The sequence below is a fragment of the Alishewanella sp. SMS8 genome, from assembly GCF_030737935.1.
Classification (GTDB): Bacteria; Pseudomonadota; Gammaproteobacteria; order Enterobacterales; family Alteromonadaceae; genus Alishewanella; species Alishewanella maricola.
The window spans coordinates 406,779-427,956 of sequence record NZ_JAPJEA010000002.1 but is presented as its reverse complement, the minus strand read 5'-3'; the positions used below and the strand labels follow the sequence as shown (position 1 = coordinate 427,956).

16 protein-coding genes are annotated in these 21,178 nt (G+C 49.4%); 7 read left to right on the top strand and 9 right to left on the bottom strand.

Features of this window, described 5'->3' with window-relative positions:
• Positions 1–17: 17 nt before the first annotated feature.
• Together ORJ01_RS09495 and rraB are read left to right on the top strand one after the other, a co-directional pair.
• A complete protein-coding gene (locus ORJ01_RS09495; protein ID WP_306177814.1) occupies positions 18–752 on the top strand; it encodes a 1-acylglycerol-3-phosphate O-acyltransferase in 735 nt (244 codons plus the stop codon).
• Positions 753–765: 13 nt separating this feature from the next.
• Entirely contained in the window at positions 766–1,149 is a 384-nt protein-coding gene (gene rraB, locus ORJ01_RS09490; protein WP_306177813.1) for a ribonuclease E inhibitor RraB, read from the top strand.
• Between the two features lie 59 nt (positions 1,150–1,208).
• On the opposite strand, the gene ORJ01_RS09485 is transcribed toward rraB, so the two are convergent.
• The 9 genes from ORJ01_RS09485 to ORJ01_RS09445 all read right to left on the bottom strand — a co-directional run bounded on the left by ORJ01_RS09485 (position 1,209) and on the right by ORJ01_RS09445 (position 10,551).
• On the bottom strand, positions 1,209–1,409 hold the full coding sequence (locus ORJ01_RS09485; protein WP_306177812.1) for a hypothetical protein: 201 nt from the start codon (positions 1,407–1,409) through the stop codon (positions 1,209–1,211).
• A 427-nt stretch (positions 1,410–1,836) separates the two neighbouring features.
• Positions 1,837–3,108, bottom strand: a complete 1,272-nt coding sequence (locus ORJ01_RS09480) for a DUF2254 domain-containing protein (protein WP_306177811.1) — start codon at positions 3,106–3,108, stop codon at positions 1,837–1,839.
• Between the two features lie 61 nt (positions 3,109–3,169).
• Positions 3,170–4,525, bottom strand: coding sequence for a Xaa-Pro peptidase family protein (locus ORJ01_RS09475; protein ID WP_306177810.1), 1,356 nt, complete (start codon positions 4,523–4,525; stop codon positions 3,170–3,172).
• A gap of 28 nt (positions 4,526–4,553) precedes the next feature.
• On the bottom strand, positions 4,554–5,240 hold the full coding sequence (locus tag ORJ01_RS09470; RefSeq protein WP_306177809.1) for an RDD family protein: 687 nt from the start codon (positions 5,238–5,240) through the stop codon (positions 4,554–4,556).
• A 46-nt stretch (positions 5,241–5,286) separates the two neighbouring features.
• The gene (locus tag ORJ01_RS09465; RefSeq protein WP_306177808.1) at positions 5,287–5,757 is read right to left on the bottom strand and encodes a hypothetical protein; all 471 of its coding nucleotides are present in this window, start codon (positions 5,755–5,757) and stop codon (positions 5,287–5,289) included.
• Between the two features lie 436 nt (positions 5,758–6,193).
• The gene (locus ORJ01_RS09460; RefSeq protein ID WP_226751751.1) at positions 6,194–6,553 is read right to left on the bottom strand and encodes a VOC family protein; all 360 of its coding nucleotides are present in this window, start codon (positions 6,551–6,553) and stop codon (positions 6,194–6,196) included.
• 126 nt (positions 6,554–6,679) lie between these two features.
• Positions 6,680–6,859 carry a hypothetical protein gene (locus tag ORJ01_RS09455; RefSeq protein ID WP_229587258.1) on the bottom strand — a complete coding sequence of 60 codons (180 nt, stop codon included), beginning with the start codon at positions 6,857–6,859 and terminating at the stop codon, positions 6,680–6,682.
• A 252-nt stretch (positions 6,860–7,111) separates the two neighbouring features.
• Positions 7,112–8,746, bottom strand: coding sequence for a serine hydrolase (locus ORJ01_RS09450; RefSeq protein ID WP_306177807.1), 1,635 nt, complete (start codon positions 8,744–8,746; stop codon positions 7,112–7,114).
• 107 nt (positions 8,747–8,853) lie between these two features.
• Positions 8,854–10,551 (bottom strand): TIGR03545 family protein, encoded by a 1,698-nt coding sequence (locus ORJ01_RS09445; protein ID WP_306177806.1) that lies wholly within the window; start codon positions 10,549–10,551, stop codon positions 8,854–8,856.
• 194 nt (positions 10,552–10,745) lie between these two features.
• Between ORJ01_RS09445 and ORJ01_RS09440 the strand changes: the two genes are divergently transcribed.
• The 5 genes from ORJ01_RS09440 (at position 10,746) to ORJ01_RS09420 (ending at position 21,141) form a co-directional block, all read left to right on the top strand.
• On the top strand, positions 10,746–12,320 hold the full coding sequence (locus ORJ01_RS09440; RefSeq protein WP_306177805.1) for an amidase: 1,575 nt from the start codon (positions 10,746–10,748) through the stop codon (positions 12,318–12,320).
• 125 nt (positions 12,321–12,445) lie between these two features.
• A complete protein-coding gene (locus tag ORJ01_RS09435) occupies positions 12,446–14,896 on the top strand; it encodes a heavy metal translocating P-type ATPase (RefSeq protein ID WP_306177804.1) in 2,451 nt (816 codons plus the stop codon).
• Between the two features lie 72 nt (positions 14,897–14,968).
• Positions 14,969–15,385, top strand: coding sequence for a hypothetical protein (locus ORJ01_RS09430; RefSeq protein WP_306177803.1), 417 nt, complete (start codon positions 14,969–14,971; stop codon positions 15,383–15,385).
• 69 nt (positions 15,386–15,454) lie between these two features.
• On the top strand, positions 15,455–17,341 hold the full coding sequence (locus ORJ01_RS09425; protein WP_306177802.1) for an efflux RND transporter periplasmic adaptor subunit: 1,887 nt from the start codon (positions 15,455–15,457) through the stop codon (positions 17,339–17,341).
• Between the two features lie 2 nt (positions 17,342–17,343).
• Entirely contained in the window at positions 17,344–21,141 is a 3,798-nt protein-coding gene (locus ORJ01_RS09420) for an efflux RND transporter permease subunit (RefSeq protein ID WP_306177801.1), read from the top strand.
• Positions 21,142–21,178 lie beyond the last annotated feature (37 nt).

Sequence of the window (21,178 nt, the reverse complement as noted above, 5' to 3'; positions counted from 1 at the left end):
TTGGCAAGGGGCCTGATGTGGTTGCTGTATTGCGTATAGTGTTATTAGTGCTGTTTTTTATTGGCAGCACCGTGGCGGGATTACTGGTTTGTTTATTCCGCCCTTTTCATCCTAACAATGTGGCATTGTTTAGCAAATGGTACGGCAAGGTATCGTGGATCCTCGGCATTGACGTAGAGATCCGTTATGATCCGGCGATTGCACCAGGCGAGCCATACGTGTTTATTGCTAATCACCAAAATAACCTCGATTTATTTACTATCAGTGGTTCAGTGCTACCGCGCACCGTAACCATTGGTAAGAAAAGCCTGAAATTTATTCCATTCTTTGGCCAATTATATTGGCTTAGCGGTAACTTCTTAATTGACCGTGATAACAAAGCTAAAGCGCTCAACACGATGTTATTTGCCGCAGAGCGTATCGCTAATCAAAAGATCTCGGTATGGATGTTTCCCGAAGGCACCCGCAGTTATGGTCGGGGGCTGTTGCCGTTTAAGATGGGTGCTTTTCACATAGCTTTAGAAGCGAATGTGCCCTTAGTGCCGGTATGTATGAGCTCTACGCATAACCAGTTTAAATTAAACCGCTGGCGCAACGGTAAAGTGATTATCCAAATGAATGCGCCGGTGGTGCTGACTAAAGATGACAATTTACGCCAGTTTGCCCGAAATATTCGTCAGCAAATGGCAGATCAAATTAGTGCGCTTGATGCCGAGCTAGCGAACGACTACACTGCGCAACAGAAAAAATAACTGAGTAATCTTTATGGAAAACTGGCAAGAATTTACCGCAGAAACCATCAGTGCCTTATTAGAAGATGGTAGCGATCCAGATGCGCTGTATACCGTTGAACATCATTTTTATGATAAAGACTTTAATAAACTTGAAAAACTGGCGGTTGAGCTGTTTAAGCTAGGTTATGAAGTGACCGACGCCGAAGAAGTTGAGTTTGAAGATGGCACCAATGCTTGGGTCTTCGATGCTATATGTGAGCAAGCTTTAGATGAAGCCGCGATCACGGCAGATGCCATTAAATTGGAAGCCTTAGCGAAAAAACATCAGGTTGAATATGACGGCTGGGGCACCTACTTTGAAGGTGACGATGACGAAGCATTTGATGAAGCGTTTGACGAAGACGACGAGGCTTAATTTAGCTTGGGCTTGCTAGCTTCGCTGTTGTGCACAGCGAAGCGGTTAGCAAACCGTGTTTATTTACTGGTTTGTTTGTAATGTTCTTCTGCTTCTACAATTTTATTTTTACCATCGGTAATTAACTGCTGCCCTTTTTTGATGGCCGACTCACCTTCTTCTTGAGCGCTTTTACCGCGTTTGAGCAGCTCGTTTCCTTCTTCGACTTCTTCTTCTGCTTCTTCCCAAGCGTCAGTCAACTTTTCTAGTCTTGCCACCATGTCGCTGGCGGCTTTGCTAGTGTTAAGGTTATTTGCACTTAGCGCGAGCGTTTTGAATGCTTGGCGGCTTACTTGTAAATCATTGTTGCGATAGTCTTCATAACATCAACCTATTAATTTTTTTATTCGTACTGCCATACCGTTTCAAAAACTATCTTTAGTAATGCAGCTAGATGCATTTTTATCCCGCTAAGCTGAGGTATATCGTTGCGCCCAAAGTCATGTGTCGTTTTTCAGTCACGTTTGCCTTGCAACCAAAAGCTGTCATGCCTTATTGGTATTATGTGCTATTCCAAGGATGAATACTGTGTTGGCCGTTAAATAATATTTTTGTAAGCCAGAAGGTGAAAGTGCGTAAAGATCCGACGCTGCAAACATTCGCTATCGTCAGGCTGTGCATCAAGAGCGGTTGAGTGGATAATCTATTTTAAGTTGGCTTGATGCTGTCTTTAATGATTTGTACATCGTCAGCGTGCAGTAAAGCGTGTTCAGAGCGAATTAATGCGCGTTGGCTATGATAACGGGCTGCCTCACGGTTTTCCGCTGCGCCCAGTAATGACAATGACTGTAAAGCCTTTTGCAGTCTAACTGATACCTCAAGGATACCTGCACCATCTCGTGCTATCGCGGTAAAGGCATCGTCATACAGATCGCGGATCGTTAGCTCTGGCACAGCGACGCGTGGAAAAAGGGTCTTACTTTTTTGTTGCTCAGCGTCGGTGAGTGGCTTATTCCACAAGGCGATTAATCGCACTAAAGCCCCGGTAATATTAATGGCTGTACCAGGATCGTTAACCGCAGGGGATAGTGCACGCCCCGCAATTTCTGATAACACCACTAACCCGAAGCGAGGATCATCGGCATATAAGCGTTCACGGCCAATTTGAAAGGCCTCGGCTATGCAGTGATCGTGTTCTAATGCATTGGCTGATAATTTATGCACGTAAGCCAATACACGATTGGGCGCAGCAAAGGTGCCCGGTAGTGCGGCAACCTCGACATGTGCATTCATTTTATCCGCCCATGCCTGAATTGCCGACATATCAATATGTTGCACATAGCCAATCTCGTTTGCAAAAACGGGGTGGCCTTGGCTGGCGTCAACTGAAGTGGGGATACCACACAATGTTGGGAAGATGCGGCGTCGTTTTAAGGCCTCAGCGGTGGCCATTTCGACTTTTTCAATGGTAGAACCCAACCGCCCAAGACGGGCGATCTTGTCAACCCAGCGGACAAAAATGGTAATTACCAAGCCAAACACTAATACGGTTAGAGCGAATAAAATAAATATGCCTGCTTTGTCATAAAAACCATTTTTTAGCGCGGCTAGGGCCACTACACTAAAGATAAATGCCCCCACGAAGGTTGATAGCGCATTTTGTGAAACATCATCGGCCACCATTAAGCGAAATGCACGAGGCGTGGCAGAGTTACTGGCTGAGTTGTAGGCGGATATCATTGAAGACACAGAGAATGTCGCAATCACTAACATACTGGACGCCATAATGGATAATAACGTTTCTACAGAGTCGGTGCTGATAGGGGGGACCCAATGAATGATTGCTGTGCCATCGGCTAGTGAGGCGAAAAACGCAGCGGCAATCGACAATAAGCACACCGCTAAAGGCCGCACCCATAGCCGCTCGTGCAACTGATTAAGTAAAAAGCGTAAACGGTCTATCGTTACTAAAGCGGGCATGTTTATTCCTCTTTTCGGCTAAAGGGGGCTAGCGTGCAGCTAAACCCCGACTATTGCGGCTTTAGTTTGTCGGTGCAGCAATTAAAATTAAATCTTGCTGTGGCACTGTTAAGAATTGTGCGCCTGCATCGGTAATCACCACCATTTCTTCTACAGAAATCGTTTTTGTTTGCTGTTGGGCGCTCCCTGGATAATACCAACTGTAAAAGCCGTCATATGAAAAGGTCATGCCAGCGTCGAGTTGTCGCTCGGAAGCAATGCGCACGCCCAGATTCGGGCCAGTATCATGTGCAACATAGCCTACCGGATGGCCCGTGCTCCACATGACGGGCAGTGAGCCTGCTTTGGCCATCACTTCGAGTTGCGCTTGATGCACGCTGTTTCCTGTAACCCCCGGCTTCATTGCCGCAAATGCTGCTCTACTGCCTGCTAGGGCGCTATCCCAGGCATGTTGAATGACTGCTGGCGCTTTATTTTCGCCGGGTTTGAGCACATAAGCAAAGCGCTGAATATCCGTCACCCAATGATCGAAAACACGAATACCAAAATCGATTTGAATAACATCGCCGGGTTGGATCACGCGAGCAGTGGCATGCGAGTGCCCACGGTCTGGGCCTGAGTTAACCGCAGGGTTTTGATCTGATGCCCAAGCATCTTGCACACCGGCCTCGGCCATTTTTTCTTTCAAAAAGTGGGCAATATCTTGGTCAGTAGTCACTCCGGGAATAACGTGCTGATAAGCTTGATATTGCCAGTCTGATGTCAGGCGAGCCGCTTGTGCCATTATGGCCACTTCCGCCGGTAATTTACGAGCAAGCCAGTAATAAATGAGCGGCTCTGCGGCAACGAGTGTTAACTCACTGCCTTGCAGTGCTGCTGTAAGCGCTAAATATTGTGAGTGGCTTAAGCCATCAGCTTGTGGGTTTTGACTAAAACTATTTACCGCCAATTCACCACGAATGTTTTGTATTTTTAACCACGCTGCTGCGGCGGCAATGGCATCTTGTTGTTTTGCTACTTCAATCACTTCATTAAAGCGTTGTAGCTCTTTTAAGGCGGTCGCTTCACTGCTGGGTGAAAAAATACGCGACATCACCCCTGTTGGAGTGCGACTGAACAGCACCACCGCAGTACCGCCAGCGTTTTCACAGCCAACGTGTTTGGCGAGTGGATCGTTGTCATTTTCACGGCAAACAATGAACCAATGTGTTACGCCTGTGTGATCCATGGCTTTGGGCAGTAAGGTCGCGATTCGTTGTTGCAGAATATCAGGCCAAGGAGAGGGCCCGCTAAACGCTGGCTGCGTTAGGGATTGAGCCGCCTGGGGCGACACGACGGGCGGTTCGGCAGGGCTATGAAAAGCAATAAACGCCAAGTTAAGCACGATTAGCGGCACTAGTGCGCGGGTTGATTTCATTCGAGGTTATCCTTTTTAGTCTAAACGCTTAACAGCGCACAACCACTGTTTTGCCGATAAAGTCATGTAAAGCGCGACGTTTGTGATTAAAGAGCATGGTGACGAACTCTGAAATACTCCACACTACAGCGAAAACAGCAAAACTCATAATCGCGACGGTTAAGGTTGAGCTAATTGTGCCACTGGTTACGATTGATAGTGCAACCGTAAGAAGCAAGCTGATATGGATAATGTTGAGCGCTAAGTTCACTGATTCGCGACGAAGCGCTTGCTTTAACGAGATGGCCGACTCAGAAGCATGATCCAGCACTTTTACTTTTGTGATCATTTTGCCCAGCGTTTGACCAAAATAGCCATGCATCACTAGAGTATAAATTGATAACTGCAGACCGTTAAAGGCATGCAGTAACGTGTTTTGGTCACTGTATTCAATCCCAAATAACAGGCTCTCGACATAGAGGATTAACGTAAACAGAAGACCATCAATAATAGCTGCACCAAAGCGCGGCCAAAAAGTGGCATATTTAGACACCGCTTTACTTGGCAAAGGTTCGATTGGTACTGTGGCTAACGAGGCCATTGCTTTATGCTGATGTTGCTCGAGTAAATGTAAAACGGTGGCATAGCGATCGGGAAATTGCGCTTGGTCGAGATATTTTTTGGCCTCGAGCAATTCGTCATAAGAATAGCGGCTAAAATCGGGATTGAATTCCATTTACGATAAATCCTGTTTACGTTTTGACTCGTTTTGCTGCCTTAGTTTATTTAGCCAAGTTACCTGCTTCAAGGATCGGTAAGCCGGCTTCAGTAGGAATATAAATTCTTTCGCCTTTGCCATCTTGTAAGCCTTTGATCCAGATATACCGCAAATATTCTGTATTGCCTTTTAGCGACTCACCAATAATACGGTTGGACTCTGCAGCGGCTTTGGCTCGTTCAATATCGGCTAGGCCTTCGGCTTTGGCTCTCACCACCGCCGCTTTACCTTCGGCTTCTGCCAGCGTCACTCGAGCATTGGCTTGCATTAAGGCGGCCGTTTCTCGCGCTCGAGCTTCTTCAATTAAGATTTGTTTTGACCATTCGGCTTCTTTTAACGCGGCACGACCTTGCATCTCCATGCGATATAAGTTGTATTTAGGCCAGGCCCAAAACGACATAACAACAATGGCCACGCTAATCAACAAAAGCATAAACAAGGAGCCTACTGCGAGTGCTTGCCTGTTTTGATACATTAATAAATCCTTTTTTCAGAGCGGTTTTTGGGATGTACTTTAGCTGAGCCGAAAAATAGCGTTGGTTATTGCTAATAATTATGTAGCATAAGTTAGTTTAATCTTTTACAAAGCACAACACCTGATTACCTTGGCATAGTGACCACGAATCGATGTTAAAGCGCTAATGTAACAGATGATTTTTGATGCTGATCTTGCTGGATTACTCTAGATTTTGCTCTGAGCGCACTGCTAACTGTTCATGACCATGCCATAACCGTAATAAGATGCAGTTAAACTGCTTATGACATCGATGATATTAGGCGATGACTTGACGGCATGACTTTCGATTTTGGTCTGAGCGCACGGCTAACTCAACATAACCATGCCATAACCGTAACAAGATGCAGTTTAACCAAACATGTTATGGATAATATTAAGCGATGGCTTTGTAGGATTATTCCTGATATTTATCTGACCAAACAGCAAATTCATTGCCGCTGGGCTCAGTGAAATGAAAGCGGTGACCACCAGGAAAGCTAAAAATAGGTTTAACCACAGTGCCACCGGCTGCGCTAATCTTTTTTAGGGTTTGCTCAAGCTGTTCACTATAAAAGATCAGCAAGGCCGCACCATGCTGTGTGTTCGAGCAGAGATCGGCTTGAAAAAAGCCTCCCTCTAATCCCTGATCGCTAAAAGCAGTGTACTGGGGCCCATAATCGACAAAGCTCCAATTAAAAACCTGTTGAAAGAACAGCTTTGTCGCCGCTAAATCAACGGCGGGCAATTCAACATAGTGTAACTTTTCATGCTGCATTAGTAACTCCGGTATCTGAGTGAGGTCCGGTCTGTCTCTGAGTAAGGTCAGATCTGTTCCAGAGTCGGGTTAAAGCTGTGTCTGAGTATAGTCTAGCCAAAGGGTTTAACCTTGGGTTAGGTTATGTTAACGCTGGATTGAAATGCGTTTGATTTCAGCAATCGCGATCCGCTCATCGGTTTTTTTAGTTTTTAAATACAGCCAGTAATCATCAAATTTAGTCACCACGCCTGACACTGCATACTCGTTCCACTGGGTACAATTTAAAAATACTTTCACTGTCTTGCCGGGTAATTCATTAAACATCGTTGCTCCTACACATGTTTAGTTTGCACTTAGCTAGCGTATATAAAGCTTGGCTAACTGGCTAATTAAGATATCCGCAGCCTTTCAGTGTGGCTTAATCCTTCGCTGTTCGTGGCCAGACCAGTGTCTGAGTGTGGTACAACCAGTCTCTGAGTGCGGTCTGAACAGTGTCTGAGTGTGGTACAACCAGTCTCTGAGTGCGGTCTGACCAGTGTCTGAGTGCGGTCGGATGAGATAGGTTAAACGCTAGGGTTATTTGGCGTCTTGAGCCAGCCATTCGTTAAATAGCGCGAAGCCCTGTTCGGTGACGGGGATGGCGATATTGGTCAGTAGAACCAAGCCTTTTTCGGTTTGTAGGTCAAAAATCACTAAGCTAAAAAAGCCCGCTGTTTGGCCGTTATGCCATAACCAATTTTGCTCGGTTAGCATCCAACCTGGTGTCATGGCAGGTTGCTCGTTGGTGGGTAGTGCGGTTAGCCATTGTTGCAGTGCCTTATCTTTGGCGTGGTGGTGAAAAATGTGGCGTAACATAGTGGCCATATCTTCAATGGAAGCGACGACCGCGCCAGCGCCGGCTAAGCTGTCGAATTGCCAATTGGGGACGGTGTCGGCACTGATCGCATAGCCGTTCGCAAGATCTTTAAAGCTTTGCTTGCCGGTTTGCACCCCTGCCGTTTTCATGCCTAATGGTTGCAATACTTGTTGTAGCATCACGCTGGCATAAGGCATCTTTGCTTGCTGCCCTGCCAAAAAGCCCAGTAAGCCATAACCAAAATTGGAATAGCCAAAGGCTTTTTCAGCAAACTCGGTGTTTGCGAGCGCGGCTTTTAGAGCTACTTCATCATAATGGGCGTAAGGGTTGCTCAAATCATCTAGCGGTAAATTGGCGGGTAACCGGGGCAAACCACTGCGATGGGTCAGTAATTCTGCCAAGGTATAATGATGTGCTGCGAGCTCGGGTAGGGCGTTTTGCTGAGCCAGCGGAGTGTCTAGCTGCCACTTGCCTCGTTGCAGTTGTTTGATAACAGCCAATGCCGTTAAAGGTTTGGTAAGAGAGCCGATCTCAAACAACGTGCTTTGGCTAACGGCTTGCTGATTAGCCACATTGGCTTGCCCATGCAGCTGATAGCGTACTGTTTGGCCATCCACCCAAGCTATGGCCACGCCGTGCTGACCAAATTCAGCACTCAGCCATTCACTCATCTGACTTAGCGTTGGTGTTAGCGGCTGAGTTACCGGCTTTTTTTTTAGGATAAGCGGTATAGCTTGACCTTGAACAAAGCTGCCTTGCCACGCATCATCTTGCCAAGTGCCCTGATAGCTGGCATTAATCATGGATGACCCAAAGCGCAATTGCTGCTCACTAATGCTGAATTGATCAACTGGGATACCATAACTTTGCTGTTTGGGGCTGTCTAAGGTGACATGATAGCCGTTAGCAATTACCGCGATATTTAACACTAAAGGCAAACTGGCGTTGGCATTGATTTGCAACTCACCGAACAGCTGTTGTTCATGCGCCAGCCGTGCTTCGTCACTTTTTGTAAGGCGGGTCAAGGTGAGTGGCATCGGTTGGCCCTGAGTAAAGGTCCCGTTGAGGGTTTCACCGTCAAATGTGCCAGTAAAAGCCGCTTTTAAGGCATCGACGGTAAAGTTTAAGGTATTGTCTTGTATAGTCATACTGCTAACGGCAATGTCGTTCGAGTGTTGATTAGGGCTGCGTAGTAACAGCTGATAACCTTCAGTGCTGGGCTGTATTTGCAGTGCCAAGGTCAGGCCGCTGTTTGGTGATGTGGCTAGCACACCACGCCAATGGCCACTGATATCGGCTGCATTCACATTCAGGTTAAGTGCTAAGCTGCTAATAAGCATAAGTAAAGATTTCATCTGATGTATTCCTTTTACACACAGTGAACAGTATAGACAGGGATGACGTTTTGTGTGAAAGCCCCGACCTACCATGCATTATTGGCAAATCGGGGCTGGTAAGCCGCTTAATTACCGCCTAATTTATCTAGTAAGCGCTTACGCAGTTTGTCTTGTATGGAACCCATCTTGGCATTTAACAGCTCTTCTAACTTGCCTTCCAGCGCTTTAGTATCACCTTCTTGCTGTTGCAATAAACTGAGCCATTCTTGTTGCCCGGCTAATTGTTGTTGTAAGCGGCTATCTAAATCGCTGCGCAGTTTCGTTTGCAGAGCCGCGACTTTTTGCTTAGCTTCACCCAGCAAGGCATCACCTAACATCCGATCTAATGACGAGCGAATGGTGACGTTAGGCTTAGAAATTAAGCCTTCTGCTAACACATCTAGTGGGATCTGACCTTGTTGGTTTAACAGCGATACCAGCTGATCTAAATAGCGATTACCAGTTTTATCAAAGTTAGCGTTTTTCAATAGCACTTTGGCTTGTTGTTTTAGTTGATCATCGACCAGTTTCAGTGAGCCGGTGGCACTAAATAACCCAGCCAAGATGGTCATAGCGGTTTTATCGTTGCCTAGCGTCAGGTTCTCTAGGGCCATATCATCAAGCTGCCAGCTGAGGTTGGTAATCATTTGCTCCAGAATCGCAAAGTCGCCATTGAGCTTCAGGCTATTCAGTTTAGGCAAACCCGATACATCGAGTTTAAAGCGAGTGGCCACATTATTAATCAGCTGGTGCTGGGTGGTAATGTCTTGCATATTAATGGTGGTTTCGGTGCCGGCCACTAATAAATGCAGCTTAGCTTGTTTTACCCAAAAATCAGGATAGGGCTGATTCAGATCCAAAGGTTTGGCTGGCGTCGCATTGCCTTCTTGTTGTAAATAGGGTTTGGCCAGTTGATACAAGGCTTCGAGCTTTTGCATTTCGCGTGCCCACACATCACCCAGCAAGATTTGGAAGATCGGTGCTAAGCCACCGTCTTGAATATTCGCCAATTGTTTTAGTTGTTGCCAATCTTGCTCAGCTGCACTGCGTACCGCTTTTACTGCATCGTTCAGCTGGTCACGGCTTTGGCCAAAACTTTGCTGTAGGGTGCGAAGTTTTTCACGCTCGGCCTTTAATTGTTGCTGTAAGCTGCTCAGTTGCTGGGTTTTTGTAGCTAAATCTGCGGCATCACTGATCTTGCTGTCGGTCAATGCTTTAATTTTAGCTTGAAACTCTTCTAACTGTTGCTGGGTAGGCAGTTGCTGCCGTAACTCGGTAAACTTTTGGCGTTGGCCGCTGATTAACTCTTTGAGTTGCTGCCCTTGTTGCACGGTTTGCAAATTGGCGCGCGCTAAAATCGACTCTGCAGTAGGCAATTCCACTTGTAATAACGAGGCTAAATCCAACGCATTGTCGTTCGGTGGCGGCACTCGATACACTTTACCGGGTTGCTGACGCGCACTGCCATAGGCTAACTCGTTCACTTCTAACTCTTCTACCACGTAAAAACCTTTTAAGGCAGGCCAAGGATCAATGCGGGCAAAGGCTTGGCGAAAGCTGATACTGTTATAGGCCGGTTTAGCGGGATCGGTGAGTTGTACACCATTAATTTGTAATGATACCGGCATGATGCGAAGCGATACGCTGTCGACATTCGCTTCAGCGCCGGTGGCTTCTTCAAGTTGGTCAATCAGTACGCTTTTAATGATAGTGTTAGCCAGTAACCAGCCAATCACCAGAAGGGTGATCAGAGTGACTGGAATAAGCCAAAGTAGTTTTTTCATCAGGAAATCCTTATCTGCAGCAAAGAGTCGAGTTCACCTTTACAGTGTAAGGTAAAACGCTGCTTGCTTCATCTTTTTGCAAAATAACAGGGTTTAGCCTTGCGACAGGTAACAGCTGGTTGCGATAAAACAGGCTGTTCCAACGGGCATCAACGTTTATGCTAAAGCCTTAGTGAATATTTGTAGGATCTGTTATGCGCATATTATGTTTGTCGTTAAGTATGGTGTTGTTAGGTTGTCAACCGGCGGTAAAAGAGCAGCCTGTGACGTTAAGCTCGCCTGCATGGACCGATGCCCGTGCTGCCCAGCAAGGTTTGGCTGCGGGTACCTTCACCAGTGAACAATTGGTGCAACATTATTTGGAACAAATTGCGGCGCATAATCTGCAAGGTCATGAACTGCGCGCTATCGTCGATGTGAATACTGAGGCTCTAGCGCAAGCAAAATTGCTGGATGAAGAGCGGGCGCAAGGCAAAACGCGTTCACCGTTGCACGGCTTGCCGGTAGTGTTAAAAGCCAATATTGCTACCGCCGACCAATTACCGACTACTGCTGGCGCTTTAGCCTTAAAAGATCACCTCACAGCCAAAGATGCCGAGCTGGTGAAGCAACTGCGAGCAGCCGGTGCCGTGATCCTTGCCAAAAGTAACTTGTCAGAGTGGGCGAACTTTCGTGGTGAAGACTCGTCCAGCGGTTGGTCAGCGTTAGGCGGGCAAACCCGTAATCCACACGTATTAACCCATACGCCTTGTGGTTCGAGCTCAGGCTCAGGTGTGGCGGTGGCCGCTGATCTCAGCTTGCTGGCCGTGGGCACCGAAACTGACGGTTCTATTATGTGCCCTTCTTCTATCAACGGCATTGTGGGTATTAAACCAACGCGTGGTGCTGTATCGGGTGAAGGCATTATTCCGATCGCCGCTGCGCAGGATATTGCCGGGCCGATGGCGCGCAAAGTGTATGATGCGGCGTTATTATTAGAGGCCATGCTGACAACCGAAGCGCGGCAACAATTACCAGCGTCTTTAACCGCGGCGGCGTTGCAACCAGCGACGGGTGGCAAAGTATTGTTAGTACGCGCTTATGACAGTCGTAACCCGGCATTACCGGCTATTTTAGATAAAACGGCGGCAGTGCTAACGGCGGCGGGTATTGAAGTGGTCACTACCGATCAGTGGCAATTGCCGGGGGAATTATATCAAGCCGAGTTAGCAGTACTGGTGTACGAGTTTTCGCGAGATTTACAGCAGTGGTTGACTGATTACAACGTGCCTGCAGCCGTTAATACCGTGCAAAAAATTGTCGACTTCAATAACGCACAGGGCGAAACGGCTTTAGCGTTTTATGGTCAAGAATACCTTGAGCAAGCCGCTGCCACTGATTTAACCGCCCAAGCCGAAGCCTATCAGCAGGCGTTAACTCGTAGCCGTGAACTGGCAGAAGCAGCATTAAATACCTATTTAAATGACGGCTACAGCGCGATAATTATGCCTTCTTATGGCCCAGCTTGGCCGATTGATCATGTGAATGGCGACAGTTTTAATTTTGGCACTTCTACCGCTGCCGCGGTGGCAGGGTACCCATCGATTACCTTACCGGGTGGTTATGATGGTGTGTTACCACTGGGCTTAAGCGTGGTCGGTTTACCCTGGTCTGAGCCCGAACTGTTGCGCGTAGCGGCATTGTTAGAGCAACAATTATCCGCGTATCGGCGTCCGGGTTTTGTAGCAAGTTTACCCAGCAATGCTGAGCCTGCAGTAAAATCAGAGTAAGGTTAAGCGTTTAACTTACCGTGTAATTAAGGCGGCGAAGTTTGCAGCATGCTGAGTAGTGGCTTAGGCTATACGCAGTCTTGCTGTTTCACCCACGCCATTCTTCACGGTAAGGAGCTCAAACGATGTCAACTTCTGCTTTGCAGCGCATACACATTCCGATCACCGGCCTGACTTGCGCTGGTTGTGTGCGCCGTGCGACTTCGGCGCTGACTAGCGTTAATGGTGTCAGTGAGGTGAGCGTCAATTTAGCCACTGCCAGTGCGGAATTTAGCCTCACCGACAACACGCTATTACCGACAGTGACCAGCGCTTTGCAACAAGCCGGTTATCCTACCCGAATCGAACAGATCGAACTGCACATTGCTAATATGCACTGCGCCTCCTGTGTCAGTAAAATTGAAAAAAGTGTGTTAGCGCTGCCCGGTGTGCTTAAGGCCACGGTCAATCTCGCCTCAAACACGCTAGAGTTGACGCGTATTGCTCGGCTGGCGGGTGATCACGCAGTACTTAAGGCGATTGCTGCTGCGGGTTATCAAGGCAAGGTGCAAAGTGCAGAAAACACCGATCTCGCGCAAGAGCAGCAACAAGCACAACAACGCTTAAGCCGACAATTCTGGTTAGCGCTGCTGCTAAGTTTACCGGTGTTTGTGTTAGAAATGGGCAGCCATCTGTTACCCGGGTTAGCGCAGTGGCTGCAAAATGTTTTACCCGCCCCTTATAACGGCCTGCTGCAATTTGTGTTAACCAGCGTGGTGCTACTTGGCCCGGGGCGTCACTTCTTTACAACGGGGCTCCCCAACTTATGGCGACTGTCGCCAGATATGAACTCGTTAGTCGCGCTGGGTACCTTAGCGGCATGGAGCTATTCTAGTATCGTGCTGTTCCTGCCCGCACTGCTGCCTGTTGGTAGTCAGCATTTGTACTTTGAATCGGCAGTGGTCATCGTGACGTTAATCTTGCTAGGGCGTTGGTTAGAAGGGCGTGCACGTGGACAGACGGGGGCCGCTATTCAACGTTTACTTGGGCTACAAGTGAAAACCGTCAGGATAAAAAGGAATGATGACTTTCAGGATCTGCCTATTAATGAATTGCAAACCGAGATGCAATTTCTGGTGCGGCCGGGAGAGCGGATTGCGGCTGATGCCGAGGTAGTGTCAGGGGAATCTTGGGTTGACGAAGCCATGTTAAGTGGTGAGCCTATGCCTGTTGCCAAAGCGGCTGGTGCCAAGGTGACTGCCGGTACCGTTAATGGTGAACAAGGCAGTTTACTCTGCCGCGCTACTGCCGTAGGTGAGCAAACAGTATTGGCGCAAATTGTGCGATTAGTGCAACAGGCACAAAGTAGTCGGTTACCTATTCAAGCTTTGGTAGATAAGGTGACGGCCGTGTTTGTACCGGTGGTCTTGGCAATTGCTTTATTAACAGCGCTGCTCTGGCTCTGGTTGGGTAGCGAGCAGGCCGTCAGTTTTGCGTTGGTAAATGCCGTAGCGGTGCTGATTATTGCCTGCCCTTGTGCCATGGGGCTGGCTACGCCAGTGTCGATTATGGTGGGTACCGGGCGCGCAGCGGAGCTGGGCATTTTATTCCGGCAAGGCAATGCGCTGCAGCAATTAGAACAAACGAAAGTTGTGGCCTTTGATAAAACTGGCACTTTAACCGCCGGTAAAATGCAATTAACAGACGTACACTGCGCCGATGGCGTTGCTAAAGAACACGTGTTGGCGTTGGTGGCAGGTGTGGAGCAACATGCGGAACATCCGCTGGCACAGGCCTTATTAGCGGCCGCTAAGCACGCGAAAGTACAGCCGCTTGCCGCAACCGAGTTTAAGGCACTCACCGGGTTTGGGGTGAGTGCGCAAATTGAGGCACAGCCGGTATTACTTGGCAGTGCCGCCTTGTTGGATAAACACCAGATCAGCGTTAGCCCCTTTAAGCAGCAAGCCACTGCTTGTCGTGCTGCCGGCAAAACGGTGATTTATCTGGCCTATAATGGCCAATTATTCGCGTTACTGGCCATCGCCGATCAATTGCGCGCAGACAGTAAAGATGCAGTTCGGCAACTACAACAAGCAGGTTTGCGAGTGGTGATGGTCAGTGGTGATAATCAGCACACCGCCAATGCGGTGGCAGCAGAGCTAGGTATTACCGATGTGCGAGCGCAAGTGCTACCGGCCGATAAACAAGCGGTAGTGCAAGCGTTGCAACGTGAGTTTGGCAAAGCGGCCTTTGTGGGCGATGGCATTAACGATGCCCCCGCACTTGCGGCAGCTGATGTTGGCATTGCCATTGGCAGTGGCACCGATATTGCGATTGACGCTGCCGATGTGGTGTTACAACGCAGTGAAGTTATGGCGGTGTATCGAGCACTTGGTTTAAGCCGCGCAGTGATGCGTAATATTAAACAAAACTTATTTTGGGCGTTTGCGTATAACATAGTGCTGATCCCGGTTGCAGCGGGTGTATTGTACCCCGTAGCCGGTATTTTATTGGCGCCTGGTTTAGCCGCAGCCGCCATGGCCATGTCTAGCGTGTTTGTTCTAAGCAACGCCCTGCGTTTGCGCCGATTTCGCTAGTTTTTGACAGCAGCTGCTGGTCAGCGTATCTTTAGCGGGCGCCTATAGCCCTATTAATTGACAGGAACCTTAATGTTAAGCACCTTGGTTCAACGCCAAAAACTCTGGACTGTGCCGCTGCTCGTCAGCTTGGCCTTTTCTTGGTGCTTAATGCTGTGTCAAAATGTGGCACAGGCCGCCACGGTAACTTCAGCTGCCATAGAGCAAACCACACCGCCTTGTCATAGCGCAGCCAACCGTGACGATGCAGCAGAAATGCCGCTGTTATCAAGTCAACCACTAGCAAGTCAACAACACTGTTCAGGTTGCGATAATCAAGCTGCCAGCGCAGAGCCAGTGCAGCTGGCTTTTTCGGCAATATTTATTACTTGGCAAAAGTTGTCAACCGTCGAGTTTTTCCCTACGGCTATCCCAGTCAGTCAATTACATACGCCCCCGCCAAAACGACGGTTGCCGTTGTATTTATCGAACAATCAATTACGTATTTAACCCTTTTCTGAGTCGCTTTTTGGCTGATGCTTGCATCGGCTCCAGCTATTTTCAGTAAGGGTTTTTATTATGTTGCCATCTTCTTCACTCGCGTCATTATTGTTTTCTGTCAAATCGCCTTTGTTGGCACTGCCGTTATGTTTATTGCCGCTGTCTGCTATAGCGCAGCAACAAGCTGATCCGCATGCCGGGCATGCGCACAGTCAAATGCAGTCGACGGTTGCCGATCCTTTAGCGGCGTTGCAGCCAGACAGTCAGGTGTATACCTGCTCGATGCATCCGCAAATTCGTTTAACTGATGCTAATGCGCGTTGCCCAATTTGTGGAATGGCGTTGATCCCGGTGCAGCAAGAAGATATGGCAAAAGATGAAACGGCTACTGCGGCAGTGCTGCGTTTAAGCCCTCGTGCCGCCGCCTTACTGCAAACCCAAGTGCAACCGGTGCGTCTTGCAACAGCCCAAGTTGAACTGCAGCTGCCGGGTACCTTGGCCGCCGATGAAAGTCGCATTCAAACGATTAGTGCCTGGAGCGGCGGGCGTATTGAACAAGCCTATGTGAATCGCACCGCGCAAACGGTAAACGCTGGCGAGCCGATGCTGGAAATCTTCAGCCCCGATTTGATTGTCATCCAGCAAGAATTGTTGCAAGCCAAGCAGCTGAGTGCTAGCCGCGGCAGCTTGCCGGCCGGTACGACGCTCGATAGCGCACGCCGTCGTTTACGTTTGTTAGGGGTACCTGTCACGCAAATTGAACAGATCCTGCAGCGTGAACAGTTACAAGATACCGTCACCATCAGTGCGCCAGTCAGTGGCATTATTACCGAAAAATGGGTTAATCAAGGTGCCTATGTCAGTACCGGTCAACCGCTATTTACTGTAATGGCTTTAGATCAGTTATGGCTTGAGTTAGAGGTGTTTGAACAACAACTGGCTTTGTTGCAGCCAGGTTTAGCCTTAGAGGTAAGTTTGCCTGCGTTTGCCGGTGAAACCTTTAGCGCCAGTATTGAGCTGATTGAACCGCTGTTAAATACCAGCAGCCGCTCCGCCCGAGTGCGCGCACTGCTGCCTAATCCCAGTGGCCGGTTACAACCGGGGATGTTAGCGCAGGCCAGCGTAACCATACCCCTTGCAGAAACTTTATTAATACCCGCCAGTGCTGTGTTGTTTACGGGTAAACAATCCTTGGTGTATGTGCAAACCGACGCCGAGCAACCGCACTATAATCCACGTCGCATTACCCTAGGACAGCGCCTAGGTGAGCAATATCAGGTATTAGCGGGGTTAGAGCAAGGTGAGTTAGTCGTGACACAAGGGGCGTTTCGCTTAGACAGCGAGCTACAAATTCGCGGTTTAGCCAGTATGCTTAACCCCACCGCAACGGGGCGAGCCCCGATGTTACACCAACACGGTTCGAGCAGTAGTTCAAGCACCGGTGCAAGTAACAGTGCAAGCCATGCAGATCATAGCGTGATGGGCAGCCAAGAGAGCGCCGCAGCGGTAACACCGGTTAAGCCAAGCTCGGGTTTTGTGTTAAGTGATGAGCAGCAAGCCCCTTTATTGGCCGCTTATCAGCAGCTATATCTCGGTTTAATCAGTGACGATCTTAGCGCATGGCGGCAAGGCACACTGGCCATGCAACAAGCGGTCGCGGGCATTTCATGGCCAGATCGTTTTCCGGGGCTATTAATGGCCCTTAAAGCCGGTGAGGGCGAGCTGGATCAAGTCACGGATTTGCAGAGTGCTCGCGCCTTGTTCTATCGGCATAATATCAGTTTATTACGTTTTGCTGAGCTAGGGGTATTCGCCAAAGGTTGGTATGAGGCCTATTGCCCGATGGCGCGCGACGGTGAGGGTGCCAGCTGGTTGCAGCCTACCGATCAGTTACGTAACCCTTATTTCGGTGCCATGATGCTCGGTTGTGGCGACTTGGTCCGTCAATTTGGCGGGGAGGCATAAGCATGACTGCACAAATCGGCGGCTTTGGCCGTGTGCTGGCCGTGCTGATGCGGCAAAAATTAGTGGTGATGCTGCTGGCATCGCTGTTGTTAGTGGCGGGTATTGGCGTGGCGCCTTTTGCCTGGCAACACGGTATACCACTTAAACCCATTACGGTGGATGCCATCCCTAATTTGGGTGAAAACCAACAGATCGTTTTTGCGGATTGGGCTGGGCGTTCGCCACAAGATGTCGAAGATCAACTCACTTACCCGCTCAGTGCTGCGCTGATGGGCGTGCCAGGGGTGAAGGATGTGCGTTCATTGTCGATGTTTGGCTTTAGCAGTATTGCGCTGATTTTCGATGAAGATATCGAGTTTTATTGGGCGCGTTCGCGCATTTTAGAGAAACTGGCTAGTCTACCTGAAAATACGTTACCCAGTGGTGTGCAGCCCGCCTTAGGCCCTGATGCCACCGGTTTAGGGCAGGTGTTTTGGTACACCTTAGAAGGACAAGACCCGCAGGGAAAAACCACCGGTGGCTGGACCTTGGCTGAGCTGCGTTCAGTGCAGGATTGGTATTTACGCAGCGGCTTGTTAACCGCTGAAGGTATCAGCGAAGTCGCGGCCATTGGTGGCTATCAGCGCGAATATCAAATAGAAGTGGATGCCAATTTACTGCGTTTATACCAAGTCAGTCTCGAGCAAGTCACCGCTGCGGTGATGGCATCGAATCTGGATGTGAGTGCGGGCAGTCGCGAAATAAATGGTGTTGAGTACCTGATCCGCGGTCAGGGCTTTATTAAAAACCTCGCCGATATTGAACAAGCGGTGGTGCGACTGGGGCCGAATAATACGCCCATTCGGGTGCAAGACGTGGCCAGCGTGAATGTCGGCCCTGCCGCCCGGCGCGGTGCTTTGGATGTGGCCGGAGCCGAAGCGGTAGGCGCCGTCGTCACGGTGCGTGAAGGCTATAACCCGCGGCAAGCGATTACTCACTTACGCCAGCGCATGCAAGAGTTAGTGCCAGGCATGCCGGCCAAAGCGGTGATTGACTGGGCAAAGACTAGCCAGGTTGAAGTTGAACGCTTTGCCAGCGCCCAAACACTGCCAGATTATCAACAGCAGCCTAACGCCTGGCGCGACTGGCTCCGCGCGCAGCCGCAAGCTGATTGGCCCACTTGGCTCACGCTAAGTCAGGTCAGCATAGTGCCGTTTTATGATCGTTCGTTATTAATTGATGAAACCGTTGGCACCTTGGAAAGCGCCCTCAGTTTACAATTATTATTAACCACCATTGTGGTACTGGCTTTGCTCTGGCAGGTGCGTGCTGCCTTGGCGATCAGTTTATTATTGCCGGCCACGGTACTCTGTACCTTTTTGCTGATGCGGCTGTTTCAGGTAGAAGCCAATATCGTGGCGTTGGCCGGTATCGCCATCGCTATCGGCACTATTGTGGATTTAGGCATCATTTTTACGGAGAACGTGCTTAGACAACGGCAAGATCAACCTGCTTTGTCTTTGCAACACGCCATCATGCAAGCAGGTCAAGAAGTGGGCCCCGCAATCCTTACTGCCATTAGCACTACTATCATCAGCTTTTTACCCGTGTTTGCCATGACGGGAGCGGAAGGCAAATTGTTTGGTCCTTTGGCCTACACCAAAACCTTTGTGTTACTTTGTGCCGTGTTGCTGGCGGTCACCTTATTACCGGTGCTGCTGTATTTGTTGTTCGCGCCTAATACGCAAGGTTTACGCAGCCTGTTACAAGGTTTGGTTCAGCGCATACCTGCGCCTTTATTGGCATGGACGGCTTTCTTGCCCAACGCTTTACTACCGCGTTTAAAACATGTGCTGGTGATCATCCTGCTTGTTACCGCCTTGGTGTTGCTGTCGCAATTGTGGTTACCGTTAGGCCCTGCCGCCGGTTTTTGGCATAACTTACTGTTGGTCAGTACGCTGTTGCTGCTGATTTTAGGCGGCTTTTGGTTGTTTCAGCGCGCCTACTTGCCGTTATTAGCGCTGTGTTTACGTTTTAAAGCACTGTTTATCGTTATACCACTGTTGGTGGTGTTAACGGGGTTAAGTGTCTGGCTGGGGGCGGATCGCGTGATCCCGGGTGTACAAGCCGACAGCGCGTTAGCCAAGCGTTTTCCGGGCTTGGGGCGTGAGTTTATGCCGGCACTGGATGAAGGGGCTTTTTTGTTTATGCCCTCGTTAATGCCGCACACCTCAATTAGTGAAGCCTTAGCCGTGCTGCAACGGCAAGACAAAGCCATTGCTGCCATTCCTGAAGTTAAATCGGTAGTGGGCAAAATAGGTCGAGCGGATACCGCTTTAGATCCCGCCCCACTGGGTATGATTGAAACACAGATCCAGTATCACAGTGAATATCGCACTGATGGCCAAGGGCGGCGGCAATTTTTCCGCTTTGACCAGAGCAGCCAGCAATTTGCCCGTGATGCTAATGGCGAGTTGATTGCTGATGTGCGTGGCCGGCCTTATCGGCAATGGCGCGAGCATATAACGTCGCCAGATGATATTTGGCAAGAAATTGTGCAAGCCGCGCAACTGCCGGGCGTGACCTCTGCGCCAAAGCTGCAACCGATAGAAACGCGCTTATTGATGTTACAAACCGGTATGCGGGCGGCAATGGGCATTAAATTGCAAGCGCCTGATCTGGCTACGTTAGAGCAAATGGCGTTGCAATTTGAGGCCATACTGCGCCAAGCGCCGGGTATCGCGCCGTTAACGGTGAATGCCGAGCGGGTAGTCGGCCAGCCGTATTTAAGTATTGTGCCGGATCGGCAAGCGATTGCCCGACATGGCTTGTCGATGCAACAGGTGCAGCAAAGTATCAGCTCGGCGCTGGCTGGCATGGAAGCGGGACGCACGGTAGAAGGGCGTGAGCGTTACCCGATCCGCGTGCGTTATCAACGCGAGCAACGTGATACCGTTGAAGCGATTAACGAGGTGCTGATTAGCACGCCAGCGGGCTATCAAGTGCCACTCAGTCAGCTGGCCGAACTGCGCTATGAGCGCGGCCCACAAATGATCCGCTCGGAGAACAGCTTTCTCACGGCCTATATTACCTTTGGCGCCCACCCCGGTTTAGCTGAAGTAGAAGCCGTAGCCAAGGTAGAAGCGCATTTGATGCAATTGCTAAACGAGGGCGAATTAACGTTGCCCGCCGGTGTCAGTTATCAGTTTGCCGGCAGTTACCAGCAACAACAAAGCGCGGCGGCCACGTTAATGTGGCTGGTGCCGTTAGCGCTAATTTTGATTTTTATGTTGCTGTACTTACAGTTCCAGCAAGTCAGTACGGCCTTGATGATTTTTAGCAGCATTGCCATTGCCTGGGCCGGCGGCTTTATTGCCTTAGATGCCTTTGCCCAGCCCGATTTTCTGGACGTTAGCTGGTTTGGTGCCAATTTACGTGAGCTGTTTAACCTGCAAGCCTATAACCTAAGTATCGCAGTGTGGGTCGGCTTTTTAGCGTTATTTGGTATCGCGGTTGATGACGGCATCGTAATGGCGACCTATTTAAAGCAGCAATTTGCCGAGCATCAACCCCGCTCGCAAGCGGCGGTACGCGAATTGGTATTAGCCGCGGCCGCCAAGCGCATCGGCCCGTGCTTAATGACATCCGCCACTACCATCTTAGCGTTATTACCGGTGCTCAGTGCCAGTGGCCGCGGCGCCGATCTGATGATCCCAATGGCCGTGCCCACCGTCGGCGGCATGTTTTTTGTGCTACTGAGTATCTTTTTAATTCCGGTACTGTATTCAGCACGCGAGGAGTGGCGCTTAGCCATGAAGTAGTATGAGAAAAAGCGAGAAGGGCGCAGTTAGCGCCCAT